Source organism: Enterobacter asburiae, from assembly GCA_011754535.1.
Taxonomy (GTDB): domain Bacteria; phylum Pseudomonadota; class Gammaproteobacteria; order Enterobacterales; family Enterobacteriaceae; genus Enterobacter; species Enterobacter cloacae_N.
In genome coordinates this window covers 4,414,950-4,441,433 of the sequence record JAAQVN010000001.1, presented here as the reverse complement: position 1 = coordinate 4,441,433, position 26,484 = coordinate 4,414,950, and the positions used below count along the sequence as shown (strand labels likewise).

Annotated in this window: 26 protein-coding genes and 1 pseudogene; 18 read left to right on the top strand and 9 right to left on the bottom strand. The window is 56.7% G+C overall.

Translation table 11 applies throughout. From position 1 onward, the window contains the following. The first annotated feature begins 67 nt into the window (after positions 1-67). From HBM95_21165 to trpS, 12 genes and pseudogenes are all read left to right on the top strand, one after another. Complete coding sequence (locus HBM95_21165; GenBank protein NIH45416.1) at positions 68-844, top strand: DNA utilization protein HofM; 777 nt, start codon at positions 68-70, stop codon at positions 842-844. Beyond that, positions 841-1,323 (top strand): pilus assembly protein HofN, encoded by a 483-nt coding sequence (locus tag HBM95_21160; protein NIH45415.1) that lies wholly within the window; start codon positions 841-843, stop codon positions 1,321-1,323. The genes HBM95_21165 and HBM95_21160 overlap by 4 nt, the downstream gene beginning before the upstream one ends. Positions 1,324-1,326: 3 nt before the next feature. Continuing rightward, positions 1,327-1,781 (top strand): annotated as a pseudogene (locus HBM95_21155) (HofO). After that, a complete protein-coding gene (locus tag HBM95_21150; GenBank protein NIH45414.1) occupies positions 1,771-2,175 on the top strand; it encodes a DUF2531 family protein in 405 nt (134 codons plus the stop codon). Before HBM95_21155 ends, HBM95_21150 begins: the two are co-directional and overlap by 11 nt. Then, on the top strand, positions 2,087-3,325 hold the full coding sequence (hofQ, locus tag HBM95_21145) for a DNA uptake porin HofQ (GenBank protein NIH45413.1): 1,239 nt from the start codon (positions 2,087-2,089) through the stop codon (positions 3,323-3,325). Before HBM95_21150 ends, hofQ begins: the two co-directional genes overlap by 89 nt. A gap of 286 nt (positions 3,326-3,611) precedes the next feature. Further along, positions 3,612-4,133: a shikimate kinase AroK gene (gene aroK, locus HBM95_21140; protein ID NIH45412.1), complete on the top strand. Its 522-nt coding sequence runs from the start codon at positions 3,612-3,614 to the stop codon at positions 4,131-4,133. Between the two features lie 57 nt (positions 4,134-4,190). Further along, positions 4,191-5,279 (top strand): 3-dehydroquinate synthase, encoded by a 1,089-nt coding sequence (aroB, locus tag HBM95_21135; GenBank protein ID NIH45411.1) that lies wholly within the window; start codon positions 4,191-4,193, stop codon positions 5,277-5,279. Positions 5,280-5,371: 92 nt separating this feature from the next. Next, entirely contained in the window at positions 5,372-6,673 is a 1,302-nt protein-coding gene (damX, locus tag HBM95_21130; GenBank protein NIH45410.1) for a cell division protein DamX, read from the top strand. A gap of 67 nt (positions 6,674-6,740) precedes the next feature. Continuing rightward, positions 6,741-7,553 (top strand): adenine-specific DNA-methyltransferase, encoded by an 813-nt coding sequence (gene dam, locus HBM95_21125; protein NIH45409.1) that lies wholly within the window; start codon positions 6,741-6,743, stop codon positions 7,551-7,553. A gap of 41 nt (positions 7,554-7,594) precedes the next feature. Next, positions 7,595-8,272, top strand: a complete 678-nt coding sequence (gene rpe, locus HBM95_21120; protein ID NIH45408.1) for a ribulose-phosphate 3-epimerase — start codon at positions 7,595-7,597, stop codon at positions 8,270-8,272. Then, positions 8,265-9,026: a phosphoglycolate phosphatase gene (gph, locus tag HBM95_21115; protein NIH45407.1), complete on the top strand. Its 762-nt coding sequence runs from the start codon at positions 8,265-8,267 to the stop codon at positions 9,024-9,026. The genes rpe and gph overlap by 8 nt, the downstream gene beginning before the upstream one ends. Further along, positions 9,019-10,023 (top strand): tryptophan--tRNA ligase, encoded by a 1,005-nt coding sequence (gene trpS / locus HBM95_21110; protein NIH45406.1) that lies wholly within the window; start codon positions 9,019-9,021, stop codon positions 10,021-10,023. Before gph ends, trpS begins: the two co-directional genes overlap by 8 nt. A gap of 108 nt (positions 10,024-10,131) precedes the next feature. Here the strand turns inward: trpS and cobA are convergent, their stop codons facing one another. The 3 genes from cobA to HBM95_21095 all read right to left on the bottom strand — a co-directional run bounded on the left by cobA (position 10,132) and on the right by HBM95_21095 (position 14,507). Continuing rightward, on the bottom strand, positions 10,132-11,505 hold the full coding sequence (gene cobA / locus HBM95_21105; GenBank protein ID NIH45405.1) for a uroporphyrinogen-III C-methyltransferase: 1,374 nt from the start codon (positions 11,503-11,505) through the stop codon (positions 10,132-10,134). 135 nt (positions 11,506-11,640) lie between these two features. Next, a complete protein-coding gene (gene nirD, locus HBM95_21100; protein ID NIH45404.1) occupies positions 11,641-11,967 on the bottom strand; it encodes a nitrite reductase small subunit NirD in 327 nt (108 codons plus the stop codon). Further along, positions 11,964-14,507: a nitrite reductase large subunit gene (locus tag HBM95_21095; GenBank protein NIH45403.1), complete on the bottom strand. Its 2,544-nt coding sequence runs from the start codon at positions 14,505-14,507 to the stop codon at positions 11,964-11,966. The genes nirD and HBM95_21095 overlap by 4 nt, the downstream gene beginning before the upstream one ends. A gap of 239 nt (positions 14,508-14,746) precedes the next feature. Between HBM95_21095 and HBM95_21090 the strand changes: the two genes are divergently transcribed. Next, on the top strand, positions 14,747-16,063 hold the full coding sequence (locus tag HBM95_21090) for a cytosine deaminase (protein NIH45402.1): 1,317 nt from the start codon (positions 14,747-14,749) through the stop codon (positions 16,061-16,063). A gap of 3 nt (positions 16,064-16,066) precedes the next feature. Here HBM95_21090 and tsgA read toward each other — a convergent pair whose 3' ends face one another. After that, the gene (gene tsgA, locus HBM95_21085; GenBank protein ID NIH45401.1) at positions 16,067-17,251 is read right to left on the bottom strand and encodes an MFS transporter TsgA; all 1,185 of its coding nucleotides are present in this window, start codon (positions 17,249-17,251) and stop codon (positions 16,067-16,069) included. Between the two features lie 278 nt (positions 17,252-17,529). On the opposite strand from tsgA, the gene ppiA reads away from it, so the two are divergent. The 4 genes from ppiA (at position 17,530) to HBM95_21065 (ending at position 20,693) form a co-directional block, all read left to right on the top strand. Continuing rightward, positions 17,530-18,102 (top strand): peptidylprolyl isomerase A, encoded by a 573-nt coding sequence (gene ppiA / locus HBM95_21080; GenBank protein NIH45400.1) that lies wholly within the window; start codon positions 17,530-17,532, stop codon positions 18,100-18,102. Positions 18,103-18,207: 105 nt separating this feature from the next. Then, positions 18,208-18,792: a putative adenosine monophosphate-protein transferase Fic gene (locus HBM95_21075; protein NIH45399.1), complete on the top strand. Its 585-nt coding sequence runs from the start codon at positions 18,208-18,210 to the stop codon at positions 18,790-18,792. A 30-nt stretch (positions 18,793-18,822) separates the two neighbouring features. After that, positions 18,823-19,386, top strand: a complete 564-nt coding sequence (pabA, locus tag HBM95_21070) for an aminodeoxychorismate synthase component 2 (GenBank protein ID NIH45398.1) — start codon at positions 18,823-18,825, stop codon at positions 19,384-19,386. A 71-nt stretch (positions 19,387-19,457) separates the two neighbouring features. Further along, positions 19,458-20,693, top strand: coding sequence for an aspartate aminotransferase family protein (locus HBM95_21065; protein NIH45397.1), 1,236 nt, complete (start codon positions 19,458-19,460; stop codon positions 20,691-20,693). Here the strand turns inward: HBM95_21065 and HBM95_21060 are convergent. Together HBM95_21060 and crp are read right to left on the bottom strand one after the other, a co-directional pair. Further along, the gene (locus HBM95_21060; GenBank protein NIH45396.1) at positions 20,690-22,777 is read right to left on the bottom strand and encodes a hypothetical protein; all 2,088 of its coding nucleotides are present in this window, start codon (positions 22,775-22,777) and stop codon (positions 20,690-20,692) included. The genes HBM95_21065 and HBM95_21060 overlap by 4 nt on opposite strands. A 57-nt stretch (positions 22,778-22,834) precedes the next feature. Continuing rightward, positions 22,835-23,467 carry a cAMP-activated global transcriptional regulator CRP gene (gene crp, locus HBM95_21055; GenBank protein ID NIH45395.1) on the bottom strand — a complete coding sequence of 211 codons (633 nt, stop codon included), beginning with the start codon at positions 23,465-23,467 and terminating at the stop codon, positions 22,835-22,837. A gap of 311 nt (positions 23,468-23,778) precedes the next feature. Here crp and HBM95_21050 point away from each other — a divergent pair, with 311 nt between their 5' ends. Further along, positions 23,779-24,183 (top strand): OsmC family protein, encoded by a 405-nt coding sequence (locus tag HBM95_21050; GenBank protein ID NIH45394.1) that lies wholly within the window; start codon positions 23,779-23,781, stop codon positions 24,181-24,183. Between the two features lie 66 nt (positions 24,184-24,249). Here HBM95_21050 and HBM95_21045 read toward each other — a convergent pair whose 3' ends face one another. The 3 genes from HBM95_21045 to HBM95_21035 are packed head-to-tail and all read right to left on the bottom strand — an operon-like array spanning position 24,250 to position 26,387. Beyond that, positions 24,250-25,119, bottom strand: coding sequence for a phosphoribulokinase (locus HBM95_21045; protein ID NIH45393.1), 870 nt, complete (start codon positions 25,117-25,119; stop codon positions 24,250-24,252). 30 nt (positions 25,120-25,149) lie between these two features. Next, positions 25,150-25,368, bottom strand: a complete 219-nt coding sequence (locus tag HBM95_21040; protein ID NIH45392.1) for a YheU family protein — start codon at positions 25,366-25,368, stop codon at positions 25,150-25,152. Next, positions 25,365-26,387 (bottom strand): hydrolase, encoded by a 1,023-nt coding sequence (locus HBM95_21035; GenBank protein NIH45391.1) that lies wholly within the window; start codon positions 26,385-26,387, stop codon positions 25,365-25,367. The genes HBM95_21040 and HBM95_21035 overlap by 4 nt, the downstream gene beginning before the upstream one ends. Positions 26,388-26,484: the final 97 nt, after the last annotated feature.

The following is a 26,484-nucleotide window of genomic DNA, read 5'->3' as shown; positions in this document are numbered from 1 at the left end:
GTATAAAGGCAAGCCTGATTCATTGATATAGCCGTCAAGGCGACGGGCGATAAGGAGATCGTGAAGCATGGCTTTCAAAACATGGCAAACGGGCGTGCATATTCAACAGGATAGGGTGCTGATTGCGGCGCTGGCCCGGGAGAGAGGCGGCTGGTGCTTACGCCGCTGGTGGGCCATTCCTCTGGCCGAAGGCATCATTCGTGACGGCAAAATTTGTCAGCCAGAAGCGCTGACCGATGCCTTACGCGGCTGGCGGAAAGCGCTACCGCACTACCACCGGGTGTTTCTCTCCTTCCCTGCTGCACGGACTCTGCAAAAATCGTTGCCTCGTCCAGCACTTGCATTGCGCGACAGCGAGCAGCTCTCGTGGCTGGGGGCGGCGCTCTCGCGCGAACTGGAGATGTCTGCAGAGTCCCTCTGTTTCGACTACACCCAGGACACCTTCAGCAATACGTTTCACGTGACTGCTGCACAAAACAAAGAGGTTGAAACGCTTCTGAGTCTGGCGAAAACGCTACGTTTGCGGCTGGCTACCATCACTCCGGATGCCAGCGCGTTGGCGAACCTGCTGCCTGCGGTAGCGCCGACGCAGTGCGTCGCCTGGCGGGATGCGCATCAATGGCTGTGGGCCATGCGCCATCAGTGGGGGCGTCGTTATACCGCTGAAGCAGAAAACGTCACTGAGCTGGCGGCGCTGCTGGTTCTCAGCCAGAACGACATCGCGCTCTTTGATGCCGAACGAACCCCATGGGAAACGCTGCAGCGCTGGCATGCGCCTCTTCCCGAATGCGGGGCTGACTATACCGTCGCGCTGGCGCTGGCCATGAGCGAGGTGCCTGAATGAACATGACCAACTTCCTGCCCTGGCGTCAGCAGCGGCGCGCGCGATGCCTGCGTTTCTGGGGCGGCGCATTGCTGCTCATGCTGCTGGCCGTTTTTAGCGTAAGGATGAACCATCTGGTAACGCTGCGCGCGCTACAGGCTCAACTGGCGGGTACGCAGTCCGTGCAGCGTGGCCTTGTGTCTCGCCAGCGACCCACAGCAGAGGCGCAGAAACCTGCTGGCACGCCGCCGCGCCGCGCATGGCAACGGGTGCTGGAGACACTTTCTGGCGCTATGCCTGCGCAGGTCTGGCTGACAGAGCTGCGTTATCAGCCTCCAGCTCTGATGTTGATCGGATATGCCACCACCCTGCCGGCGCTCTCTGCCTTACGTAATGGGCTGGAGCACATAGACGGCTTTACGACCGGGCCAGAGGGGGAACTCCGGCAGGATAGCCAGGGGCGCTGGATGTTCACTCTGCACCTGAAAAGCGAGGGGTAACGCGTGGACACCTTGTTAGAACGCTGGTGTGAAAGTCGTCCCTGGTGTCGGCTGGTCTGCGGGGGGCTGGCTATTCTCCTGATGGGGCTGGCAGCATCGGGCGTATTGCTCCGGCCAGTAGAGCAGCAGTGTGCTGAGCGACAGCAGCAGTTGATCCAGGCCGTGCGGACTAACGCGTCGCTGTGGCCCACCGCCAGCCAGGCGCCGTTTAGCCCGCAAACCCGGACGGCACTGGAGCTAAAGCCCTTTTCACCGCTCGATTTTCAGGGGGAGGGCACAAGGCTCCTTCACTGGAAGCCGTTGCAGAATGGCGGAGAACTGGCGCTGGAGGCGGAGTGGCAGGCGATCCCTCCTCTTTTTCCCGGCTGGCGCAGCGGGATGTACGGATCGCTGCTTTTACGCTTTCGCCACAAAATACGGCGTTACGCCTGCGGCTGGAGCTGGAACATGCGAAATAGCGCGAGATACCTGCTGGTTTGCTCGGCGCTGCTGTTGACCGGCATGCGCGATCCCTTTCGCCCGCCGGATGACCCCTGCGCCACAGCCGAGCTGGCACAGTGGCACTACCGCGGAATGGTAGGAGGGCAGCAGCGCGTTGGCATTTTACAGGATGGGCAACGGCGCTGGCATCGCCTGAAAGCGCAGGAACGTTTCCCGGCGGGCTGGCGGATAACGGCCATCAATGAAACGGAACTGGTTGTTGATGTGGGTGACACATGCGATCCCGAAGAATGGGCGTGGCAACGAGAAGGAAAGGATAAAAATGAAGTTAAGGATAGTGCTGTTGCTGCTGGCGTTCAGCCGCCCGCTGTGGGCCGCCGCGCCAAAGCCGGTCACGCTGGTGGTGGATGACGTGCCGGTGGTTCAGGTGCTACAGGCGCTGGTTACGCAGGAGAACCGTAATCTGGTGGTATCGCCGGATGTCAGCGGCACGCTCTCGCTTAACCTGACGCGCGTCCCCTGGCGGCAGGCGTTACAGACGGTTGTCACCAGCGTCGGGCTCGTTTTGCGTGAGGAGGGCGGTATTTTTTATGTTCATACCGCGGCATGGCAGCGCGAGCAGCGGGAACGTTTAGAGCAGGAGCGGGCGCGTCGTCAACTTGATGCACCGCTGGTCTCAAAAAGCATCCCATTTTCTTATGCGGATGCCGGAGAATTGCAAAAAGCTGCGGAAACGCTCCTGAGTCCAAAGGGGAGTTTATCTGTCGACAAACGCACTAACCGTCTGCTGGTCAGGGATAGCCAGGCGGTGCTGGAGGCGCTGCAGCAGTGGGCGGCTCAGATGGATATTCCCGTCGAGCAGGTTGAGCTGGCGGCGCACATTGTCACCATTAATGAAAAAAGCCTGCGTGAGTTGGGGGTGAAGTGGAATCTTGCCGAGGCCACTGAGGCGGGCAAGGTTGGACAGATCACGACGCTTGGCAGCGATCTTTCTGTGGCCAGTGCTACCACGCATGTGGGGTTTAACATCGGGCGGATTAACGGCAGGCTGTTGGATCTGGAGCTCTCTGCGCTGGAGCAAAAACAGCAGGTCGATATCATCGCCAGCCCGCGGCTGCTGGCCTCGCACATGCAACCGGCCAGCATCAAGCAGGGAAGCGAGATCCCGTATCAGGTTTCAAGCGGTGAAAGCGGGGCGACCTCGGTGGAGTTCAAAGAGGCGGTACTCGGAATGGAGGTCACGCCGGTAGTATTGCCCGGCGGGCGCGTGCGCCTGAAGTTACACATCAGTGAAAACATGCCGGGACAGGTATTGCAGCAGGCCGATGGAGAAACGCTGGCTATCGACAAGCAGGAGATAGAAACCCAGGTGGAGGTAAAAAGTGGAGAAACGCTGGCGCTGGGCGGAATTTTTTCGCAAAAGAACAAAACCGGCAGCGACAGCGTGCCCGGGCTTGGGAACATCCCCTGGCTGGGACAGCTTTTTCGCCATGATGGAAAAGATAATGAGCGGCGTGAGTTAGTGGTGTTTATTACGCCACGTCTGGTCGGTATTCACTAGCGGGTAACGATCCCCGCAATGATTTTGCATTCAGTTTGTTGCAGATGTTTGACGTGGGGCATGAATTAGCATACAAGGAGTACCGATTTGAGTTGGACTTACGTCTTATTACCTTATGCGCCCGGCGCGGTGATTTAATCAGTTGCCAAACAAGCCGGAGTATTGAGATAATTTTTAGTCTGACTCTCGCTCTATTGCATATGAGGTTTCAGTTCATGTCCTGCTACGCCGGGTGTCTGCGAAGCGGGGATTACCATTAACGAATAGTCTTAGTAGTACCGATAAAATGGCAGAGAAACGCAATATCTTTCTGGTTGGGCCTATGGGTGCCGGCAAAAGCACTATTGGGCGTCAGTTAGCTCAACAACTCAATATGGAATTTTACGATTCTGATCAAGAGATTGAGAAACGAACCGGAGCTGATGTGGGCTGGGTTTTCGATGTAGAAGGCGAAGAAGGTTTCCGTGACCGAGAAGAAAAAGTGATCAACGAACTCACGGAAAAACAGGGCATCGTACTGGCAACAGGCGGCGGCTCTGTGAAATCTCGCGAAACCCGCAACCGTCTCTCCGCCCGTGGCGTAGTGGTCTATCTCGAGACGACCATTGAGAAACAGCTGGCACGTACGCAGCGCGATAAAAAGCGCCCGCTGCTGCAGGTTGAAACGCCACCACGCGAAGTTCTGGAAGCGTTGGCCGATGAACGCAATCCGCTGTATGAAGAGATTGCCGATGTGACCATTCGTACTGACGATCAGAGCGCTAAAGTGGTTGCAAACCAGATTATTCATATGCTGGAAAGCAACTGATTCTGGCTTTATATACACTCGCCTGCGGGTAAAAGCATTAAAGGTGGATGTCGCGTCATGGAGAGGATTACAGTTACTCTCGGGGAACGTAGTTACCCTATCACCATCGCGGCTGGTTTGTTTAACGACCCAGCTTCCTTTTTACCACTAAAAGCGGGTGATCAGGCGATGCTGGTCACCAATGAGACGCTGGCTCCGCTTTATCTCGACCGCGTACGCCACCTGCTTGAGCAGGCAGGCGTAAAAGTCGACAGTGTGATTCTGCCCGATGGCGAGCAGTATAAAAGCCTGACGGTGCTTGATACCGTCTTTACCGCATTGCTGCAAAAACCGCACGGTCGCGATACAACACTGCTTGCCCTGGGCGGCGGTGTTGTGGGCGATCTGACCGGCTTTGCGGCCGCAAGCTACCAACGTGGCGTCCGTTTTATTCAAATCCCGACCACATTGCTGTCTCAGGTCGACTCCTCTGTGGGTGGCAAAACGGCAGTTAACCATCCCCTCGGCAAAAACATGATTGGCGCGTTCTACCAGCCTGCGTCGGTGGTGGTGGATCTCGACTGTCTGAAAACCCTGCCGAAGCGCGAGCTGGCTTCTGGCCTGGCTGAAGTGATCAAATACGGCATTATTCTGGATGGCGAGTTCTTTAACTGGCTTGAAGAGAATATGGATGCGTTGCTGCGCCTGGATGAGGCGAAACTGGCATACTGCATTCGTCGTTGTTGTGAGCTGAAAGCAGAAGTTGTCGCCGCAGACGAGCGTGAAACGGGCTTACGTGCTTTACTGAATCTTGGGCATACGTTTGGCCACGCCATTGAAGCCGAAATGGGTTACGGCAACTGGCTGCACGGTGAAGCCGTCTCGGCCGGCATGGTCATGGCAGCCCGCACCTCTGAACGCCTTGGGCAGTTTAAACCGGAAGAAACGGCACGTATCATTGCACTACTTGAACGTGCGGGTTTGCCGGTAACCGGGCCGCAAGAGATGTCGGCGCAAGCGTATTTACCCCACATGATGCGCGATAAAAAAGTATTGGCAGGTGAGATGCGTCTTGTACTCCCGCTTGCAATAGGGAAGAGTGAAGTGCGCGGCGGAGTGTCGCACGATGTCGTTCTTGGCGCTATTGCTGATTGCCAGCAGGCGTAACAACTAGAAAGGTCAGGCCACTGTTACCGGTGGTCGTTTAGCTTCAGGCGAAATGCAAAGACGTAGGCATAAGCCTTTGAGTGGGGTGTTAAATGGATGAATTCAAACCAGAAGACGAGCTGAAACCCGATCCCAGCGATCGTCGTACTGGTCGTTCTCGTCAATCTTCAGAACGTGATAACGAGCCGCAGATCAACTTTGACGATGTTGATCTGGATGCAGACGATCGTCGCCCTTCGCGCAGCCGCAACGCGCGTGATGAGCGAGAAGAAGAGGATTATGAGTCCGAAGAAGATTCAATGGACGAACAGCCTGTAGAGCGTCGCCCGCGTAAACGTAAAAAAGCCGCTGCGCAAAAACCGGCCTCCCGTCAGTACATTATGATGGGGCTTGGCGTTCTGGTGCTTGTACTGCTGATTGTTGGCATTGGCTCCGCGCTGAAAGCACCGTCCACCAACTCAACCGAACAAACCGCCTCCGCAGAGAAGAGCATCAACCTCTCCGGTAATGATGCGACGGATCAGGCGAATGGTGCACAGCCAGCGCCGGGTACCACTTCTGCTGAGCAGACTGCCAGCAACACAACGACGCCGCAGGATGTTTCTCTGCCGCCTGTTTCGTCAACGCCTGCTCAGGGCCAGTCCCCTGTCACGCCTCAAGGCCAGCAGCGTGTTGAAGTTCAGGGAGACCTGAACAATGCGCTGATGCAGCCGCAAAACCAGCAGCAGGTTGATAACGTCGTGGTTAACTCTACGCTGCCAACTGAACCTGCAACCGTCGCGCCGATTCACGGTTCTACCGCTCAGCCGCAGACTGCAGCAACGGAAACCAAGCCGCGCCAGACGCAAACTGCAACACGTCCTGAACGTAAGCAGGCGGTCATTGAGCCTAAGCGTGAAACCAAACCTCAGGCCGTGGTAAAAGCGCCTGAAGTGAAAGCCGCACCGGCACAGCCGAAACGCACAGAAACGGCTGCAGTAAGCGAACCAGCTAAAGCGCCAGTCACGCAGACTGCGCCGAAAGCGACGGCAACTACAACGGCACCTGCTGCCACCGCTGCGCCTGCCGCAACGGCGACGGCTTCCAGTGCAGCAGCAGGTAAAACCGCTGGCAACGTCGGTTCGCTGAAATCTGCGCCATCCAGCAACTACACGCTGCAGTTGAGCAGTTCGTCTAACTATGACAACCTCAACGGCTGGGCGAAGAAATCGAATCTGAAAAACTACGTGGTTTATCAGACGACCCGTAACGGTCAGCCGTGGTATGTGCTGGTAAGCGGTGTTTACGCTTCCAAAGATGAAGCGAAACGCGCCGTGGCGTCGCTGCCTGCTGATGTTCAGGCTAAGAACCCATGGGCGAAGCCGATTCATCAGGTGCAGGCCGATCTGAAGTAATGTTTAAAGCGCAGGATGCTGTCGGAGCTTTCTCCACAGCCGGAGAAGGTGTAATCAGTTAGTCAGCATGAAAAAAAATCGCGCTTTTCTGAAATGGGCAGGGGGGAAATACCCCCTGCTCGATGATATTAAAAAGCACCTGCCAAAAGGCGAGTGTCTTATCGAGCCCTTCGTGGGCGCGGGATCGGTGTTCCTGAACACCGATTTTTCTCGTTATATCCTGGCGGATATCAACAGCGACCTTATCAGCCTCTATAACATTGTTAAGCTGCGTACCGATGAGTATGTGGAAGAGGCGCGCAAGCTGTTTACCCCAGAGAACAACAACCCTGACGTCTACTACCAGTTCCGCACGGAGTTTAATCAGAGCCAGGATCCGTTCCGCCGCGCGCTGCTGTTCCTTTATCTCAACCGCCATGGTTACAACGGCCTGTGTCGGTATAATCTGCGCGGTGAATTTAACGTGCCGTTTGGTCGCTATAAGCGCCCGTATTTCCCGCAGGACGAGCTGTATCACTTTGCGGAAAAAGCGCAGAATGCAGAATTCCACTGCCTCTCCTATGAAGAGTGTATGGAGCTAGCAGGCGTAAATTCGGTGGTTTACTGCGATCCTCCTTACGCGCCGCTGTCTGCGACGGCGAACTTCACCGCCTACCACACCAACAGTTTCAGCCCGGCCGAACAGGCCCGTCTGGCGGAGATGGCGGAAAAGCTGGTCAGCAAAAGAATTCCGGTGTTAATTTCAAATCACGATACCCCTGATACGCGCGAATGGTACAAAGCCGCGAAGCATTTTCAGGTTAAGGTGCGGCGTAGCATTAGCAGCAACGGCGGCACACGTAAAAAGGTGGACGAACTCCTGGCTCTTTATCGCCCCTGAGCCGTTTTGCCCGCCGGTAAATACATTTCAAGGAGATGCGGATGAAACAGTTTTTGATTGCCCCCTCAATTCTGTCGGCCGATTTTGCCCGCCTGGGTGAAGACACGGCTAAAGCTCTCGCAGCTGGCGCAGATGTCGTCCATTTCGACGTTATGGATAACCACTACGTTCCCAATCTGACCATCGGTCCGATGGTGCTCAAGGCGCTGCGTAACTACGGCATTACCGCACCGATCGACGTTCACCTGATGGTGAAGCCTGTCGATCGCATCGTGCCAGATTTCGCCGCAGCGGGCGCCAGCATCATCACCTTCCATCCGGAAGCCTCCGAGCACGTTGACCGCACGCTGCAGCTGATCAAAGAGAACGGCTGTAAGGCGGGGCTGGTGTTTAACCCGGCTACGCCGCTGAGCTATCTGGACTACGTTATGGACAAGCTGGACGTGATTTTGCTGATGTCCGTTAACCCGGGCTTTGGCGGCCAGTCGTTCATCCCCCACACGCTGGATAAGCTGCGCGAAGTGCGCCGTCGCATTGACGAGTCAGGCTACGATATTCGTCTGGAAGTGGACGGCGGTGTGAAAGTGAATAACATTGGCGAAATTGCGGCAGCGGGCGCGGATATGTTCGTTGCAGGTTCGGCAATTTTCGACCAACCGGATTATAAAAAAGTCATTGATGAAATGCGCCGAGAGCTGGCGAAGGTAAGTCATGGATAAATTGCAGGCAATTCGGGGTGTGGCATTCGACCTCGACGGCACGCTGGTCGACAGCGCGCCGGGCTTAACGAGCGCCGTAGACCAGGCGTTGTACGCCCTTGAACTGCCCGTTGCGGGCGAAGATCGTGTTATTACGTGGATTGGCAACGGTGCCGATGTCCTGATGGAGCGCGCGTTAACTTGGGCTCGTCAGGAACGCGCGTCGCAGCGTTCCGCGCAGGGTAAACCGAGCGTCGATCACGCCGATATCCCGCAGGATGAGCAGCTGCGTATTCTTCGCAAGCTGTTCGACCGCTTCTACGAAGAGACCGTCGAGGAGGGGAGCTTCCTGTTCCCGGACGTCCTGGAAACCTTGAGCGCGCTGCATGCCAAAGGGATCCCGCTGGGGCTGGTGACCAACAAGCCGACGCCGTTTGTTGCGCCGCTGCTGGAGGCGCTGGATATTGCGAAATACTTCTCCGTGATTGTAGGCGGGGATGACGTGCAGAACAAAAAGCCGCATCCGGAACCACTGTTGCTGGTGGCAGGAAAATTATCCTTAACGCCTGCGGAGCTGCTCTTTGTCGGGGATTCACGTAATGATATTCTGGCTGCCCGAGCGGCTGGGTGTCCTTCCGTCGGATTAACCTATGGCTACAACTACGGTGAAGCCATCACGCTGAGTGAGCCGGACGTTGTGTTCGACCACTTCAAAGATTTGTTGCCCGCACTCGGGCTTTCGCACAGTGAACATCAGGAATTGAATAATGACTAAGCCCATCGTTTTTAGTGGCGCACAGCCTTCAGGTGAATTGACCATTGGTAACTACATGGGTGCGTTACGTCAGTGGGTCAGCATGCAGGATGACTACCATTGCATTTACTGCATCGTCGATCTCCATGCGATTACCGCCCGTCAGGATCCTGAGAAGCTGCGCAAAGCCACCCTGGACACCCTGGCGCTGTACCTGGCCTGCGGTATCGACCCAGAGAAGAGCACCATTTTCGTTCAGTCTCACGTGCCGGAGCACGCACAGCTGGGCTGGGCGCTTAACTGCTACACCTATTTCGGCGAGCTGAGCCGTATGACTCAGTTCAAGGATAAATCCGCGCGCTACTCTGAAAACATTAACGCCGGCCTGTTCGACTATCCGGTGCTGATGGCGGCTGACATCCTGCTGTATCAGACCAACCAGGTGCCGGTGGGTGAAGACCAGAAGCAGCACCTGGAGCTGAGCCGCGATATCGCCCAGCGCTTTAACGCGCTTTATGGCGACGTGTTTAAAGTGCCAGAGCCGTTTATTCCGAAATCCGGCGCGCGCGTCATGTCGCTGCTGGAGCCGACCAAGAAGATGTCCAAGTCTGACGATAACCGCAACAACGTTATCGGCCTGCTGGAAGATCCGAAATCGGTCGTCAAAAAGCTCAAGCGCGCAGTCACCGATTCCGACGAGCCGCCAGTAGTGCGCTACGACGTGCAGAACAAAGCGGGCGTCTCCAACCTCCTGGATATCCTCTCCGGCGTGACCGGGCAGAGCATTCCTGAGCTGGAACAGCACTTCGAAGGCAAGATGTATGGCCACCTGAAAGGTGAAGTGGCAGAAGCCGTTTCCGGCATGTTGACCGAGCTGCAGGAGCGTTATCACCGCTACCGCAACGACGAAGCTTTCCTGCAGAAGGTGATGAAAGACGGCGCGGAAAAAGCCAGCGCGCGCGCGTCCGAAACCCTGAAAGCGGTGTATCAAGCGATTGGGTTTGTGGGCAAACCTTAAGCCTGCTTTGCCGGGTGGCGCTAACGCTTACCCGGCCTACGGGATCGTGTAGGTCGGGTAAGGCGGAGACGCCACCCGACAAATACCATCTTGCTTCCGATCTCTGCGTTAGAGATTCGAGAACCAGTTCAGCTTATCGCGCAGTTCAACCACGCGACCCACCACAATCAGTGCCGGGCTTTCGACCTGCTGCGCCAGTTCACCGAGCTGCGTCAGTGCGCCATTCACCACGCGCTGCTTGATTGACGTACCGTTTTCCACCAGCGCAACGGGCATATCCGCCTCCATGCCGTGTTCCAGCAGTTTCGCCTGAATGGTGGCGGCCTGGTTTAGCCCCATGTAGAACACCAGCGTCTGCTTTTCAGCGGCCAGATTATGCCAGTCCAGCTCGCAGCCGGTTTTGAGGTGGCCCGTCACCAGACGCACGCTCTGGGCGTAATCACGATGGGTGAGCGGAATGCCAGAGTAGGCTGAACACCCGGACGCTGCCGTTATGCCCGGCACCACGGAGAATGGAATGCCGGCATTGCACAGGGTTTCCAGCTCCTCGCCGCCGCGACCAAAGATAAACGGATCGCCGCCCTTCAGGCGCACCACGCGCTTACCTTTCTGCGCTTCGCGCAGCAGGATCTGGTTAATCTCCTCCTGCGGCACGCAGTGGTAGCCTGCGCGCTTGCCGACGAAGACGCGGTCGGCGTCGCGACGCACCAGGTTCATGATGTCATCGGAGACAAGGCGGTCATAAACCACGATATCCGCCTGCTGGATCTGCTGAAGCCCTTTCAGCGTCAGCAGGCCCGCATCGCCCGGACCAGCCCCGACCAGCACCACTTCACCACGGTGATCCAGCGGCTCGCTCAGCAGCTGCTCGGTCGTCTCTTCCACCGCTTTCGCATCCTGATTGGCCAGCGACTGCGCCAGCCTGTCGTTCACAAAGAATTTTTCCCAGAAGCGACGGCGCTCGCCAACGGTCGAGAAGGTTTGCTTCACGCGGGAGCGAAGCTGCCCGGCGTAATGGGCTATCTGACCAAGGTGCTGCGGCAAAATAGCTTCCAGCTTTTCCCGCAGCAGGCGGGCGAGAACGGGCGAGCGTCCACCGGACGACACCGCAATCATCAGCGGTGAACGGTCGATAATCGACGGCATGATAAAGCTGGCCTCTTTCGGCGCATCCACCACGTTGCAGAAGATACGGCGCGCTTCGCAGGCGTCGCTGACGCGCTGGTTCACTTCATCGTCATCTGTCGCGGCAATGGTCAGCCAGCAGGTATCCAGCAGGGACTCATCAAACTCTCCCTGCACCAGCGTGAGCATCCCTTCCTGAGCCCAGACGTCAAACTGCGGGGCGAAAGTAAGGGCATTGACGGTCAGTCGGGCTCCGGCTTCCAGCAGCAGGCGCGCTTTGCGTTCAGCCACATCGCCGCCGCCCACAAGCAGGCAGTCGCGATGGCGTAATTGACAGAAAATCGGCAGGTGGTCCACGACGTTACCTCACAGCATTCAAGGAGGGGGTAAGAATTGACGTCAGGATAACAGCAGGAATCGTACAGAACATACGGTTTTTCCTGCCGTTACCCATAAGGGGTCATAAGCCTTTCCTATTGAAAAGGTGGAGGGTTACGCCTTGAGCTGCACCTTGCCGTCCTTAACGCGGACGTCGTAGTGCTTCACGGAGAAGCTTGCATCTTCCATGCAGTAACCGTCGCTTAAGCGGAAACGCTGCTTTTTCAGCGGGCTGGCGACCCACAGCTCACCCTGATGTTCAGCAATCAGTCCACGTGAGAGCACGCTGGCCTCGAAGAACGGGTCGATATTGCTAATGGCAAAGACCTGTTCATCGTGGCGAGGGCGGAAAATGGCGACCTGCTCGTTGCCCAGCAGCGCACACACGCCGGTGGCGGGCAGAATGTCGTTAATCTCGCAGATGTTTACCCATTGGCTCATGCGTTTTCCTCCACCAGCGTCACCGGAATACGTTCATACGGTGTCGCCGGACGATGCTGTTCACGCTCCGGTACAACCTGTACGTTCGGGTCGCGCTGGGTGCTGTTGATAAAGTGTTTGAAGCGCGTCTGCGCCGCCGGGGTGTTGACGGTTTCGGTCCACTCGCAGATCACCGCCTCGCGCAGGCGAGCCATCTCGGCTTCCAGCTGTTCGTTCAGGCCCAGCTTGTCGTCGATGATGACGGACTTAAGGTAGTCGATACCGCCTTCCAGGTTATCCAGCCAGGAAGCGGTACGGGTCAGCTTATCGGCGGTACGAATGTAGAACATCATAAAGCGGTCGAGATACTGGATCAGCGTATCGCGATCGAGATCCGCCGCCAGCAGGTCCGCGTGGCGTGGTTTCATCCCGCCGTTGCCGCACACGTACAGGTTCCAGCCTTTCTCGGTGGCGATGATCCCCACGTCTTTACCCTGCGCTTCCGCACATTCGCGGGTACAGCCGGAGACGCCGAACTTCATTTTGTGCGGGGTACGGATGCCTTTGTAGCGGTTTTCCAGCTCAACGCCGAAGCCCACGCTGTCGCCGACGCCGTAGCGGCACCAGGTGCTGCCCACGCAGGTTTTCGCCATTCGCAGCGCTTTGGCATACGCGTGGCCGGTTTCGAAGCCTGCTTCTATCAACTGACGCCAGATTTCCGGCAGATCATCCTTCTGCGCGCCAAACAGGCCGATACGCTGGGAGCCGGTGATTTTGGTGTACAGATTAAATTCACGGGCGATACGGCCCACGGCGACCAGACCTTCCGGGGTGATTTCGCCACCGGCGGAACGCGGAATGACGGAATAGGTACCGTCTTTCTGGATGTTCGCCAGGAAGTTATCGTTGGTGTCCTGCAGCGGCGTGTGTTCTGGTTTGAGCACGTACTCGTTCCAGCAGGACGCCAGCAGCGAGCCGACGGTCGGTTTACACACTTCACAGCCGTAGCCCTGGCCGTGCTTCGCCAGCAGTTCGTCGAAGGACTTAATGCCCTCCACGCGGATCAGGTGGTACAGCTCCTGGCGAGAATACGCGAAGTGCTCGCACAGGTTGTTGTTCACTTCGATGCCCTGTTTCGCCAGCTCGGCGTTCAGTACCTGAGTCACCAGCGGAATACAGCCGCCGCAGCCGGTACCGGCTTTGGTTTCGGCTTTCAGCGCCGCAACGGTGTGGCAGCCTTTGTTGATGGCGGAGATCAGCATGCCTTTAGTAACGTCGAAGCAGGAGCAAATCTGCGCGCTGTCCGGCAGTTTATCCACGCCGATAGACGGCTTGCCGCTGGAGGCGTGAGCCGGGAGGATCAGCGCGTCCGGGTTTTCCGGCAGCTCAATGGCGTTCAGCACCAACTGGAGCAGGTTACCGAAGTCGCTGGTATCGCCCACCAGCACCGCGCCGAGCAGGGTTTTGTTGTCCTGGCTGACGATGAGACGCTTGTAGACCTCTTTGCTTTCGTCGAGGTAAACGTAGCTGCGGGAGTTCGGGGTGCGGCCGTGCGCATCGCCGATACCGCCCACGTCGACGCCCAGCAGCTTCAGCTTGGCGCTCATGTCTGCGCCGGTAAAGGCGTTTTCGCTGCCGAGGATATGATCCACGGCGACCTGGGCCATTTTGTACCCTGGCGCGACCAGACCGTATACGCGGTTGTTCCAGCTGGCGCATTCGCCGATGGCGTAGATATCCGGGTCGGAAGTCTGGCAGGCGTCGTTAATCATGATCCCGCCGCGCTGCGCTACCGCCAGACCGCACTGGGTTGCCAGCTTGTCGCGCGGGCGGATCCCGGTGGAGAAGACGATGAAGTCCACTTCCAGCTCGCTGCCGTCGGCAAAGCGCATGGTTTTACGCGCCTCTGTGCCTTCCTGCACGATCTCTTTGGTGTTCTTGCTGGTGTGAACCTTCACGCCCATGCTTTCAATTTTACGCTTAAGCTGGTCGCCACCCATGTGGTCCAGCTGTTCGGCCATCAGCATTGGCGCAAATTCGATAACGTGGGTTTCAACCCCGAGGTTTTTGAGCGCGCCAGCCGCTTCCAGACCCAGCAGGCCGCCGCCGACCACCGCGCCGCGTTTGCTTCGGCGCGCGCAGGATTCGATGGCGTTGAGGTCCTCAATCGTGCGATAAACGAAGCAATCCTGAGTCTCCGAGCCTTTAATGGGTGGGATCCACGGATACGAGCCCGTCGCCATGATCAGCTTGTCGTAAAAAACCGTACGCCCGGCGCTGGAGTGGATCACTTTTTCCTGACGGTTAATGGTGATGGCGCGTTCGCCCACCAGCACTTTTACGCCATGCTTCTCGTAGAATCCTTCGCGCACCAGAGAGAGCTCTTCGGCGGTATGATGGGAGAAGTAGGAAGACAGGTGCACACGGTCGTACGCCTTGCGGGGTTCTTCACAGAACACGGTAATATCGAACTGCTCAGCATCGGCTTTATCAAGAAGATCCTCAATAAAGCGGTGGCCGACCATGCCGTTACCGATGATAGCGAGTCTGACTTTGCTCATTTTTGCCTCGATTTCTTTTCTATTACTGCCTACCTTAACGATTCAGCAGGGGCGCTTATTGATGTAAATCAAATACGTCTTCGCCTACTCCTTAGGGGGTATGCGGCTGATTTGTCAGGATTTTTATAAGTTATGGAAATCGCAGGCTTTTCGATGTCGTCGATTTTGTGTACAAAACAATGGCGGATTTTTAAACAAAAATACGCGTAAACAACGATGCGTTTATCAGGGGATATGAAATGTCTACAACACCGCTTTGGCTTGTTCAGAATGTTCGCTTACCCGGCCGGGAAGGACTGTGGCAGCTTGCCATTGAGAACGGCCGATTTGGTGACATCACCCCAATGGACGACACTCACGCCGAGAGTTATGAAGTGTTAAATGCGCGGGGTGGTCTGGCTATTCCGCCGTTTATTGAGCCGCATATCCATCTTGATACCACCCAGACGGCGGGCGAGCCGAACTGGAACCAGTCCGGCACGCTGTTTGAGGGCATTGAGCGTTGGGCCGAGCGCAAAGCGTTGCTCAGCCATGAAGATGTGAAAGCGCGTGCCTGGAAAACGCTGAAGTGGCAAATTGCCAACGGCATTCAGTTTGTGCGTACCCACGTTGATGTTTCCGACCCGACGCTCACCGCCCTGAAGGCGATGCTGGAGGTGAAGCAGGAGGTTGCCCCGTGGGTGACGCTGCAAATCGTCGCGTTCCCGCAGGAAGGTATTCTCTCTTACCCGAACGGCGCGGTGTTGCTGGAAGAGGCGCTAAAACTGGGGGCTGACGTGGTGGGGGCGATCCCACATTTCGAGTTCACCCGCGAGTATGGCGTGCAGTCGCTGCATATCGCTTTCGATCTGGCGAAGAAATATGACCGCCCGCTGGATATCCACTGCGATGAAATTGACGACGAACAGTCGCGTTTTGTCGAGACGGTGGCAGCGCTGGCCTATGAGGCCGGCATCGGCCCGCGGGTGACCGCCAGCCACACCACCGCCATGCACGCTTACAACGGCGCTTACACTTCGCGGCTTTTCCGCCTGCTGAAGATGTCGGGGATTAACTTCGTGGCTAACCCGCTGGTGAATATCCACCTGCAGGGGCGTTTTGACGATTATCCGAAGCGCCGCGGCATCACCCGGGTGAAAGAGCTGCAGGAGGCAGGCATCAACGTCTGCTTCGGCCATGACGACGTCTTCGACCCGTGGTACCCGCTCGGCACCGGCAACATGTTGCAGGTGCTGCACATGGGGCTGCACGTGTGCCAGATGATGGGCTATCCGCAGATCGACAGCGGCCTTAATCTGATCACCCATAACAGCGCCCGTACTTTTGGCCTGAGCGACTACGGTATTGAGACGGGAAATCCGGCGAACCTGATTATTCTGCCTGCGGAGAGCGGGTTTGAAGCAGTGCGCTGCCAGGTGCCGGTGCGCTGGTCAATCCGTCAGGGGAGGGTGATTGCTACCACGCAGCTGGCGCAGACGTGGATCCAGATGGATATCGGGGGAGAAGAGGTGAGCTTTGCCAGAAACAGCCCCTCTGCCGAGCGCAAAGGGGCGTAGGGATTAGTGAGACGCCGCTGTCGCGTTGTGCTGGCGGTGGCGGGTCACAAAGCCCAGAACGAAGCACATGATGAACACCACGGCATACAGACCGTTAGCGGTGTGCAGCGCCGCCAGCGGGCCGCTGTGGGCAACGATCGGGCCCGTCACCACGAAGGTGAGCATGGTGCCGATGGTGCCGCAGGTCAGCACGAAGTTGACCAGCTTCGGCGAGGCCACTTTGGTCTGCAGGGAGCCCAGGGTGATGATCGAGGTGTAAATCGCGCTGGAGAAGAAGCCCAGGGTCAGAATGAACCACGGCATATGCTCCGGTGAACCGTTGATGAACAGGTACATCAGCACGGTCGCCAGGCCTGCGAGCACGGTCAGAATGCGCTGCAGGTCGAAGAAGCGCAGGATGAAGCTAAACGCCCACATGCCGAACATGTAAGACATCCAGAAATCGCTCACCAGTTTACCCGCATCGTTCAGGCTCATGCCCAGGCCTTTGGCGTATTCCGGTACCCAGGAGATAAAGCCCAGCTGGCCCAGGATGTAGCACAGGGCGGCGATGGAGAGGAACAGCACGCCGATGCCCCATTTCTCTTTCGCGACGGGCTCTGCAGTAGTTTGCGCTTTCTTGCCCAGCACCGGGAACTCACAGCCGAAGGTCAGGATAAAGATCGCCACGTAGACGAGGCCGATGCAGGCGTATACCCAGTACCACTCAATGCTGCGCGCCAGCAGAACGGCGGCGACCATCGGGAAAATCATTCCGGCCATGCTGAAGAAGGAGTCGGTAAACAGCAGGCGCGCGCCGCGCTGACGGCCTTCATACATATGGGTAATCAGGAACGTACCGATCGACATGGTGATCCCGCTAACCAGACCAAGCACGAACATGGCGGCGGAGAACAGTGCAATGCTGTGGCTCAGCATCAGGCCCGCCACGGCGGCGACCATCAGCACAAAGCCAAAGCGCAGCTGTGTTTTCAGTGGGACAATTTCCATCAACCAGGCATTCAGGAAGATAGAGATCAGGATCCCCGCGTTGAGGAAGGTGAAGGTATTACTCATGCTGGAAACGGGCAGCTGGAAGTAGTCTGCGATATTTCCCATCACCATCCCGGTGACGATCACCAACGCGCCGGTAAGGGCGTAGGAGAAAAAGCTGATCCATGTGAGCTTGATGCGATTGCTGTTAGTCATGTCTGGCCTGTTCAGAAAAAGAAAAGCGCCGAAGGGGCGCTGAGAGCGGGCAGATTTTAGTCGCTAAAGTGATCCATTCCTATCTTTTAAGGGTAATGATTATGTCATTGCAGGTTTTAATGTGATCTAAATCACATTAAGTGACGGTCTAACCAATCGTTTGCGCAGTAATAATTGTTTCAATTTCGTAAAATTAGGTAAAAGGCTGGTCTACGTTCATACTGCTCTTTAGAATCAAGCCATTCGCTTTTTATACTGCGCTTTGTTAAGGAATTCTCATGCTCAAATCAACACTGGCGGCTGTCGCAGCTGTGTTTGCTCTTTCTGCCGTTTCCCCTGCTGCGCTGGCAGCAAAAGGGGACCCTCACGTTCTGCTGACCACCTCTGCCGGGAACATTGAGCTGGAACTGAATAGCCAGAAAGCTCCGGTTTCTGTGAAAAACTTCCTCGACTACGTGAACAGTGGTTTCTACAACAACACCACCTTCCACCGCGTGATCCCTGGCTTCATGATTCAGGGCGGCGGCTTCAACGAGCAGATGCAGCAGAAACAGCCGAACCCGCCTATTAAAAACGAAGCGGACAATGGCCTGCTGAACAAGCGCGGCACTATCTCCATGGCGCGCACTGCGGATAAAGACAGCGCTACCAGCCAGTTCTTCCTGAACGTGGCGGATAACGCCTTCCTCGACCACGGCCAGCGCGACTTCGGCTATGCGGTCTTCGGTAAAATTGTGAAAGGGATGGACGTGGCGGACAAGATTTCGCAGGTACCGACTCATGACGTTGGCCCGTACCAGAATGTGCCGTCCAAACCTGTCGTGATCCTCTCCGCGAAAGTTCTGCCATAAGCCTCTTCGACACGGGCGATCCTCGCCCGTGCTGTGTCCCCTCCCTGCGAAAGCGCGTTTTGCTGCTTATACTTGTGGCAAACGGACTATTCAGGGAGGCGTTAAGTGAAAAAACTCACCGACAAGCAAAAATCCCGTCTCTGGGAGCAGCAGCGTAACGTCAATTTTCAGGCCAGTTGTCTCCTTGAAAAAGGTAATGGTCCTTCAGAGCCCGGCATTGAGACGCTGGAGCTTGGGCCTTCAGCGCCCGGGTTACCGCATCTGTGCCTTATTCACCGTCATCTGTATCACAGAGAGATGAGGCAGGCAGGCGAATTCCGTACCGACGATATTTTTAAGGGTGACATTCCCTTTTGCCATTTTGAGTACATCGAGAAGATGGGTAATGAGCTGATGGCGGCGCTGGAAAGCGAAAAGTATCTTGTGGGTCTGGAAAAAGCGGCGTTTGTTGACAAAGTGAGTCACTACTACTGTGAAATCAACATGCTGCATCCCTTTATCCGTGGTAATGGCATTGCGCAGCGCGTCTTCTTTGAACAGCTGGCTATCCATGCAGGTTACGCGCTGAGCTGGCGGGATATCGATCCCGAGCAGTGGGTAGCGGCGAACCGAAGCGGCGCCATGGGCGATTTGAGCGCACTGAGCGCTATCTTTGCCAAAGTAGTGAGCGAAGCGCGGGAATCTGAGTAGAATAGGGCGGCATTTTTTTCGGGAGCCGCCATGATTCTGCTGATAGATAACTACGATTCTTTCACCTGGAACCTTTACCAGTATTTTTGCGAACTGGGTGCAGAGGTGGTTGTCCGCCGCAACGACGAGCTCAGCCTGGCCGATATCGAGTCGCTGGCTCCGCAGAAAATCGTCATTTCGCCGGGGCCGTGTACGCCATCGGAATCGGGCATTTCTCTGGACGTTATTCACCACTATGCCGGCAGGCTGCCGATCCTGGGCGTCTGTCTGGGTCATCAGGCGATTGCCCAGGTATTTGGGGCTACCATCGTGCGTGCCGCAAAAGTGATGCACGGAAAAACCTCTCCGGTTACCCACACCGGCACGGGCGTATTCACAGGGCTTAATAACCCGTTAACCGTGACGCGCTACCATTCGCTGGTGATTGACCCGCCGACGCTGCCCGACTGCTTTGACGTGACCGCCTGGAGCGATACGCAGGAGATCATGGGGATTCGCCACCGCGAGTGGGAGCTCGAAGGCGTACAGTTCCACCCGGAAAGTATCCTCAGCGAGCAGGGGCATGCGCTGCTGGCAAATTTCCTCAATCGCTGAATATCTGTTGCCTTGCTGTGATTTTTTATGCATATTTTGTGATTATATTTTCACAATCAATGTGACATAAAATGGATGGGCATGACATGGCAACTGAACAACCAGCAATTACCCGCGCGACATTCGATGAAGTGATTCTGCCGATTTATGCACCGGCTGAGTTTATCCCGGTGAAGGGGAAGGGCAGCCGCGTCTGGGATCAGCAGGGCAAAGAGTATGTGGATTTCGCGGGCGGTATTGCGGTTACGGCGCTGGGTCACTGCCATCCTGCGCTGGTGGAGGCGCTGAAAACCCAGGGCGAAACCCTGTGGCACACCAGTAACGTGTTCACCAACGAACCGGCGCTGCGCCTGGGCCGTAAGATCATTGATGCCACCTTTGCCGAGCGCGTGCTGTTTATGAACTCCGGCACCGAGGCCAACGAAACCGCCTTCAAGCTGGCGCGCTACTACGCGACAACGCGTCACAGTCCTTACAAAACCAAAATCATCGCCTTCCATAACGCCTTCCACGGACGCTCTTTCTTTACCGTCTCCGTTGGCGGCCAGCCGAAGTATTCCGACGGCTTTGGCCCAAAACCGGCCGACATCGTCCACGTGCCGTTTAACGATCTGCACGCGGTGAAAGCGGTGATGGACGACCACACCTGCGCGGTAGCGGTGGAGCCGATTCAGGGTGAAGGCGGCGTGACGGCGGCGACCCCGGAGTTCCTGAAAGGGCTGCGCGCGCTGTGCGACGAACATCAGGCGCTGCTGGTGTTTGATGAGGTACAGTGCGGGATGGGGCGTACCGGAGACCTGTTTGCCTACATGCACTACGACGTGACGCCGGATATTCTGACCAGCGCCAAAGCGCTCGGCGGTGGTTTCCCGGTGAGTGCGGTACTGACGACGCAGGAGATCGCCTCCGCGTTCCACGTCGGATCTCACGGCTCCACCTACGGCGGTAACCCACTGGCGAGCGCCGTGGCGGGAGCCGCGTTCGACATCATCAACACGCCGGAAGTGCTGAACGGCGTTAGCGTGAAACGCGAGCTGTTTGTGAAACACCTGAAAAAGATTGATGAACAGTACGACGTGTTCAGCGAGATCCGCGGAATGGGGCTGTTGATTGGCGCCGAGCTGAAGCCGCAGTACAAAGGCCGCGCGCGCGATTTCCTTCACGCTGCCGCACATGAAGGCGTCATGGTGCTCAACGCGGGGCCGGACGTGATGCGCTTTGCGCCGTCGCTGGTGGTGGAAGAAAAAGATATAGAAGACGGGTTAACCCGCTTTGCCGCGGCGGTCGCGAAGCTCGTTAAAGGCTAATACTCGGTTCGCTTTAACCGGCGCGTTAACCAAATCCCGTGATGCGGGCGCTGACGCCATGCCACCGACGAAATGGTGTGCATGGTGTTCAGATGTCCCAGCACACGCTGCAAATGCTGCTCCAGCGTGCTCATCGGCCCGTAGGTTAACGTCTCCGGCGCTTCCAGAATGTTTGAGTCGCCCGATTCGCCCGGCGCGTCATACTCCAGACGCTGCTGACACCTCTGCAACGCAATTTCACACGACTGCAAATAGCGCTGCGCCAGACCCGGCGTCAGCATCGTGTGCTCGCGCGCCAGCGTCGTCATGGCGTTGATATGCTCGACGATAAACTGGCTGTGCGTCACCCACAGCTTCATGTCCGCCAGATAATGAGAATTAAAGCCCGGCTCCTGCATCGCCTGATTCAGCGAGTTAAAGAGGGCGTTATGCGCCTGGTTGACCTTCATACGTTCGTAGGCAAGCGGGGAAGGCTGCGGATCGTCGCTCAGGATCAGACGAATGGCCTGCTGATCGGCCTCCAGCGCGTCGTGGGCGTTCTGTCTTAGCAGCCCGCTCTGCCACTGTGGCCACAGCCAGACCATACCGCCAAAGGCGATCAGACAGCCAATCAGCGTGTCGATCAGGCGGGCAACGATGAACTGTTCGCCGTTAAGCGTAAGCAGCTGCAGGGTATATACCGCCGTTACCGTAAAGCCCACCATCGCCCAGCCGTAGTTTTTGCGAATGATTAGATAGCTCACCAGGGTGATAGCCAGCATGCCCGCCAGGGTATAGCCCTCGGGCACGTGAAAGTGCAGCGTCACGCCTGCAATTATCAGCCCCGCCATCGTGCCGCCCGCCCGGTGCAGAATGCGCACCCGCGTGGCGCCATAGCCGTTCTGGGTGACAAACAGCACGGTCATTAAGATCCAGTAGGGTTTCGGCAGGTGCAGCGCCATGCCCATCAGGCTGGCGATACTGAGCATGACGCTAATTCGCGCGGCGTTGCGCAGGGCGGACGATTTAAGAGAAAGATAGCTTTTGAGCGCCGGCAGCAGCGGCAGACGTTTTTGTTTATCCGCCATCAGGTCGCGGGGATAAAGCGGTCGCTGGGTGCGCAGCACGCGGGCGATGCGGCTGAAGTGCCAGGCGGCAAACTGGCCGACCGGATTTTCCGGGTGCTGACGGGCAATTTTCTCCAGCGCGCCGAGCTGTTTGTCCATGTTAAAGCGCGTGGGGTAGCGGTGATAAAGTATATCGTCAGCCAGCACCCGCAGGCGCGCGGAGACGGTCTGCGCGTTCCAGCGAATCACCGCTTCGGCATGGCTGTGCTCAACCAGCTTTTGCACCTCCTGCGGGTGATGAAGGCTAACGGAGATATGCTCCTGAAGGTCCAGCCCCACCTGGAAGGTACGCAGCAGCCGTTTGTACTCGTGGTTCTTGTTTGCGGCGAGCATATGCAGCTGCTGATAGCACTGGCTTATCAAATCCACCACTTTTTGCTGGCGCGTCAGCAGCGGCGGTAAGGATTTTTCCGGATCGGTATGCTGGGTGAGCAGGGTGTATTTGGCTTCGCAGTAATCCGCAAGCTGCACGTAGAGCAGGCTCAGAGATTCTCGCAGCGGCTGCTCTCGCCATAGCCAGAACCAGAACCAGTTAAACAGCCCGTACCACAGCGTGCCGAGGGCGTAGATCAGCAGCGGCTCCCACACGGGCATATTCCCGGCGAGGCTCAGGGTAAAGATGGCCGCAATGAGTGACGCTGGAAGCAGGCGAGCGTGCAGCGAGCTGATTTCCGCCGTGACGCCGAGGGTCATCGCCAGCACGGTCAGGATCAGTGGCAGGGGAATATCGCGAGCCAGTAACAGCTGCACCGCGAGGCTACAGCCTGCAAACAGGCAGCCACCGATAATCAGGCGTTTGAAAAAGCGCTTATGCGGCGTGTCCAGACCGGCGATGTTGCAGCAGGCGGGCACGAGGGAAAACAGCAGGCCCTGCTGAAGATGACCCAGGAGCAGGCCCACGGCCACAGGAAGACACAACACCAGCGTTTGTCGCAGTGCGTAGTTAACTTCCGGGTGATAGATCAGCCTGCGCCACATGGGGAAAAGAGACAAAAACGGCGTGACACCTCGCGATGGCACGCCGTTTAAGCAGGATTAACGGGTTCCGTAAACCACGATGGTTTTACCGTGGGCGGAGATCAGGTTTTGATCTTCCAGCATTTTCAGAATACGGCCCACTGTTTCACGGGAGCAACCAACGATCTGACCAATTTCCTGACGGGTAATTTTAATTTGCATGCCGTCCGGGTGGGTCATAGCGTCTGGCTGTTTCGCCAGGTTCAGCAGGGTTTGCGCGATACGGCCGGTCACGTCCAGGAAGGCGAGGTTACCCACTTTCTCTGACGTCACCTGCAGACGGCGCGCCATCTGGGAAGAAAGACGCATCAGGATGTCAGGGTTTACCTGAATCAGCTGACGGAATTTCTTGTAAGAAATTTCAGCCACTTCACATGCTGTCTTTGCACGAACCCAGGCGCTACGTTCCTGGCCTTCTTCAAACAGGCCCAGTTCACCGATAAAATCGCCCTGGTTCAGATAAGAAAGGATCATCTCTTTCCCTTCCTCATCTTTGATCAGCACTGCCACCGAGCCTTTGACGATGTAATACAACGTTTCCGCTTTTTCACCCTGGTGAATCAGCGTGCTCTTCGATGGGTACTTATGAATGTGGCAATGAGACAAGAACCATTCGAGAGTCGGGTCTGTTTGCGGTTTGCCAAGCACCATGCGCTGTTATCCTCTGTTATAAGCTGTCACCAGAGTCATCAGATGCATCCGGACTCTGGGGTTGCAATCGAATTCTTACCCATACCCTGGGAAGTCGGCTGTCGTAACGTTTCGCAGCCAGTAAAGTTTGATGTCCTCTGCATACATGTGTAACGTCAATGTATTACTGTAGCATCCTGAGTGTTTTAGCATAGCTTTCGCCGCGTGTCTCCTGGTGTCTCGCTTCAGCATGATGCAGGTCGCCTTCCATTGCGAGAAATGTAACGCACGCGTAATCTGTCACCAAAAATGCAACGTTGGAGTTAATGAATATGCAAGCGCGCGTGAAGTGGGTTGAAGGTTTAACGTTCCTGGGGGAGTCCGCGTCAGGACACCAGATTTTGATGGATGGTAACTCCGGCGATAAAGCGCCGAGCCCAATGGAAATGGTGCTGATGGCGGCTGGTGGATGCAGCGCGATTGACGTGGTGTCGATTCTGCAAAAAGGTCGTCATGACGTAACGGATTGCGAGGTTAAACTCACCTCAGAACGTCGCGAAGAGGCGCCACGCCTGTTCACCCACATTAATCTGCACTTTGTTGTCACCGGGAAAGCGCTGAAAGACGCGGCGGTTTCACGCGCGGTGGACCTGTCTGCGGAGAAGTACTGCTCTGTGGCGCTAATGCTGGAGAAAGCGGTAAAAATTACGCATTCGTATGAAGTGATTGAGGTGTGATTCACGGGGCATCGTGCGTGTTGATGCCCTCACCCTAACCCTCTCCCACGGGGAGAGGGAACATCTTTACGCGATCTGCTTCCCTTCCATCAACCGCTGAACCAGCGGCGTCATGATGAGCTCCATTGCCAGCCCCATTTTTCCACCCGGCACCACTAACGTATTCATGTGCGAAATAAACGAGCCCTGCAGCATCGCCAGCAGCCAGGGGTAATCAATGCCTTCAAGATTGCGGAAGTGGATCACCACAAAGCTCTCGTCCAGCGACGGGATGCTTTTCGCCGCGAACGGATTGGAGGTGTCCACCGTCGGCACGCGTTGGAAGTTAATGTGGGTGCGGGAGAACTGTGGCGTGAGGTAATTGATGTAGTCTTCCATGGAGCGCACCACGGAGTCCATCACCGCCTCGCGCGAATGGCCGCGCTCGCTCATGTCACGCGTTAGCTTCTGGATCCACTCCAGGTTAACGATAGGGACCACCCCGACCAGAAGATCCACGTGGCGCGCCACGTCGTGCTGAGGCGTAACCACGCCGCCGTGCAATCCTTCATAAAATAATACATCGGTGGGTTCCGGCAGCGGTTGCCAGGGGGTAAAGGTGCCCGGTACCTGGTTCCAGGGTACGGCTTCATCGTAGGTGTGAAGATACTTGCGGGACTGCCCGGTACCGCTCTGCCCGTATTCGCGGAAGGTTTGCTCCAGCAGACCGAAATCATTGGCTTCCGGGCCGAAGTAGCTGATGTGTTTACCCAGATCGCGCGCCTTGCGGATCGCCATGTCCATCTCCGGACGCGTATAGCGGTGAAAGCTGTCGCCTTCGACCTCCGCCGAACGGAGATTCAGCTGGGCGAAAATCTTGCGAAAAGCGAGGCTGGTGGTGGTGGTTCCCGCACCACTCGACCCCGTAACGGCAATAATGGGATGTCTGGCAGACATAGCAACTCCCTGACTGAAAAGGTTGGAAGATCAGCCGTGAAACGCGTTGCGGGGCATGATATTGACCGTCTCATGCAGTTCTGACCACACCAGCACCACGTCGCCGCTTTTCAGCTGGCGTTTAACATCGTTGACCTTTTGCTCAAGCGAACGCTCATGTTCACCATAATCGGTGCCTTCGCGTAATACAAAGCTTTCAATCAGATTATCGAGCGTTTCGGGAGCCAGATCTTGCCAGGGAATGATCATTTTGCACCGTCCAGGTAAGGAGTAAGCCAGTCAGGAATACGCGCCTCCAGCCACATTTTCGGGCGGCGCAGTGTGCCGCCGATAAACCCAACGTGGCCGCCATGTTCAGTTAACTGATAGTGAACGTTGTCGGGCAGGAATTCCTGCGCGGGGATCGAGTGGTGATCCATAAACGGGTCATCCTTGGCGTGAATGATCAGCGTCGGCTGCGTGATTTTGCTGAGCAGCGGCATGGCGCTGCACTGACGATAATAGTCAATTGCATCGGCGAAGCCGTGGATTTTCGCAGTGATCAGATCGTCGAACTCACGAATACGACGCACCTTTTTCAACTGGCGCAGGCTTACCGGCAGGGTATCCGGGTAGGCCTTGAGCTTACGCGCCGCGTTGGCCTTCAGCAGGTTAAGCAGGTAGCGCTGATAGACGCGGGAAAAGCCTTTATCCATATGGTAGCTGCACTGCTCCAGCATAAACGGCGCGGAAACAATCACTGCAGCATTCAGCGGTACGCTGTCGCCCTCTTTGGCCAGCAGGCAGGCGAGCATATTTCCGCCCAGCGAATAGCCCACCGCGGCGGTTGGCACGGTGCCAAAGTTGTTCCGCAGCCAGTGTAAAAACCACGTTCCGTCTTCGGTTTCACCCGAGTGATAAATGCGTTTCTGCCGGTTCGGCTCGCCGCTACAGCCGCGAAAATGCATCACCACGCCGAGCCAGCCGCGCGCTTTTGCCGCCTCAATTAACCCATGTGCATACGGACTGTGCAGGCTCCCCTCGAGACCGTGAAAGACCACCAGCCGCGGCTTATGACGCGCCTGTTCCGGCGCTTCGCTCCAGGCGAGATCCAGAAAATCACCGTCTGGCAGGTCAAGCCGCTGCCAGTGCGGAGTGAACTGAACCTTGCGGCGGATCAGCCGCGGCAGCATGGTCTGCAAATGGGGATTGGCCACGCCGCGCAGTGGCACGAACTCGGTGCTGTCTTCGGCCGCAATGTCGAAGTCTGATGGAATGATTTGGGTCATAAGCGCGATGCTGATTCTTGTCGGAAATTTACGATACTTTCCGAATTGTACCCCGTTTAGCCTGGATTTCCGAACCAGGAACTGATCCCGATCACAA

Excerpts from the sequence above, each read along its gene's own strand:
- HBM95_21165 (NIH45416.1), top strand. The coding sequence starts at position 68 with ATGGCTTTCAAAACATGGCAAACGGGCGTGCATATTCAACAGGATAGG.
- HBM95_21160 (NIH45415.1), top strand. The coding sequence starts at position 841 with ATGAACATGACCAACTTCCTGCCCTGGCGTCAGCAGCGGCGCGCGCGA.
- HBM95_21150 (NIH45414.1), top strand. The coding sequence starts at position 1,771 with ATGCGAAATAGCGCGAGATACCTGCTGGTTTGCTCGGCGCTGCTGTTG.
- hofQ (NIH45413.1), top strand. The coding sequence starts at position 2,087 with ATGAAGTTAAGGATAGTGCTGTTGCTGCTGGCGTTCAGCCGCCCGCTG.
- aroK (NIH45412.1), top strand. The coding sequence starts at position 3,612 with ATGGCAGAGAAACGCAATATCTTTCTGGTTGGGCCTATGGGTGCCGGC.
- aroB (NIH45411.1), top strand. The coding sequence starts at position 4,191 with ATGGAGAGGATTACAGTTACTCTCGGGGAACGTAGTTACCCTATCACC.
- damX (NIH45410.1), top strand. The coding sequence starts at position 5,372 with ATGGATGAATTCAAACCAGAAGACGAGCTGAAACCCGATCCCAGCGAT.
- dam (NIH45409.1), top strand. The coding sequence starts at position 6,741 with ATGAAAAAAAATCGCGCTTTTCTGAAATGGGCAGGGGGGAAATACCCC.
- rpe (NIH45408.1), top strand. The coding sequence starts at position 7,595 with ATGAAACAGTTTTTGATTGCCCCCTCAATTCTGTCGGCCGATTTTGCC.
- gph (NIH45407.1), top strand. The coding sequence starts at position 8,265 with ATGGATAAATTGCAGGCAATTCGGGGTGTGGCATTCGACCTCGACGGC.
- trpS (NIH45406.1), top strand. The coding sequence starts at position 9,019 with ATGACTAAGCCCATCGTTTTTAGTGGCGCACAGCCTTCAGGTGAATTG.
- nirD (NIH45404.1), bottom strand. The coding sequence starts at position 11,967 with ATGAGCCAATGGGTAAACATCTGCGAGATTAACGACATTCTGCCCGCC.
- HBM95_21095 (NIH45403.1), bottom strand. The coding sequence starts at position 14,507 with ATGAGCAAAGTCAGACTCGCTATCATCGGTAACGGCATGGTCGGCCAC.
- HBM95_21090 (NIH45402.1), top strand. The coding sequence starts at position 14,747 with ATGTCTACAACACCGCTTTGGCTTGTTCAGAATGTTCGCTTACCCGGC.
- tsgA (NIH45401.1), bottom strand. The coding sequence starts at position 17,251 with ATGACTAACAGCAATCGCATCAAGCTCACATGGATCAGCTTTTTCTCC.
- ppiA (NIH45400.1), top strand. The coding sequence starts at position 17,530 with ATGCTCAAATCAACACTGGCGGCTGTCGCAGCTGTGTTTGCTCTTTCT.
- pabA (NIH45398.1), top strand. The coding sequence starts at position 18,823 with ATGATTCTGCTGATAGATAACTACGATTCTTTCACCTGGAACCTTTAC.
- HBM95_21065 (NIH45397.1), top strand. The coding sequence starts at position 19,458 with ATGGATGGGCATGACATGGCAACTGAACAACCAGCAATTACCCGCGCG.
- HBM95_21060 (NIH45396.1), bottom strand. The coding sequence starts at position 22,777 with ATGTGGCGCAGGCTGATCTATCACCCGGAAGTTAACTACGCACTGCGA.
- crp (NIH45395.1), bottom strand. The coding sequence starts at position 23,467 with ATGGTGCTTGGCAAACCGCAAACAGACCCGACTCTCGAATGGTTCTTG.
- HBM95_21050 (NIH45394.1), top strand. The coding sequence starts at position 23,779 with ATGCAAGCGCGCGTGAAGTGGGTTGAAGGTTTAACGTTCCTGGGGGAG.
- HBM95_21045 (NIH45393.1), bottom strand. The coding sequence starts at position 25,119 with ATGTCTGCCAGACATCCCATTATTGCCGTTACGGGGTCGAGTGGTGCG.
- HBM95_21040 (NIH45392.1), bottom strand. The coding sequence starts at position 25,368 with ATGATCATTCCCTGGCAAGATCTGGCTCCCGAAACGCTCGATAATCTG.
- HBM95_21035 (NIH45391.1), bottom strand. The coding sequence starts at position 26,387 with ATGACCCAAATCATTCCATCAGACTTCGACATTGCGGCCGAAGACAGC.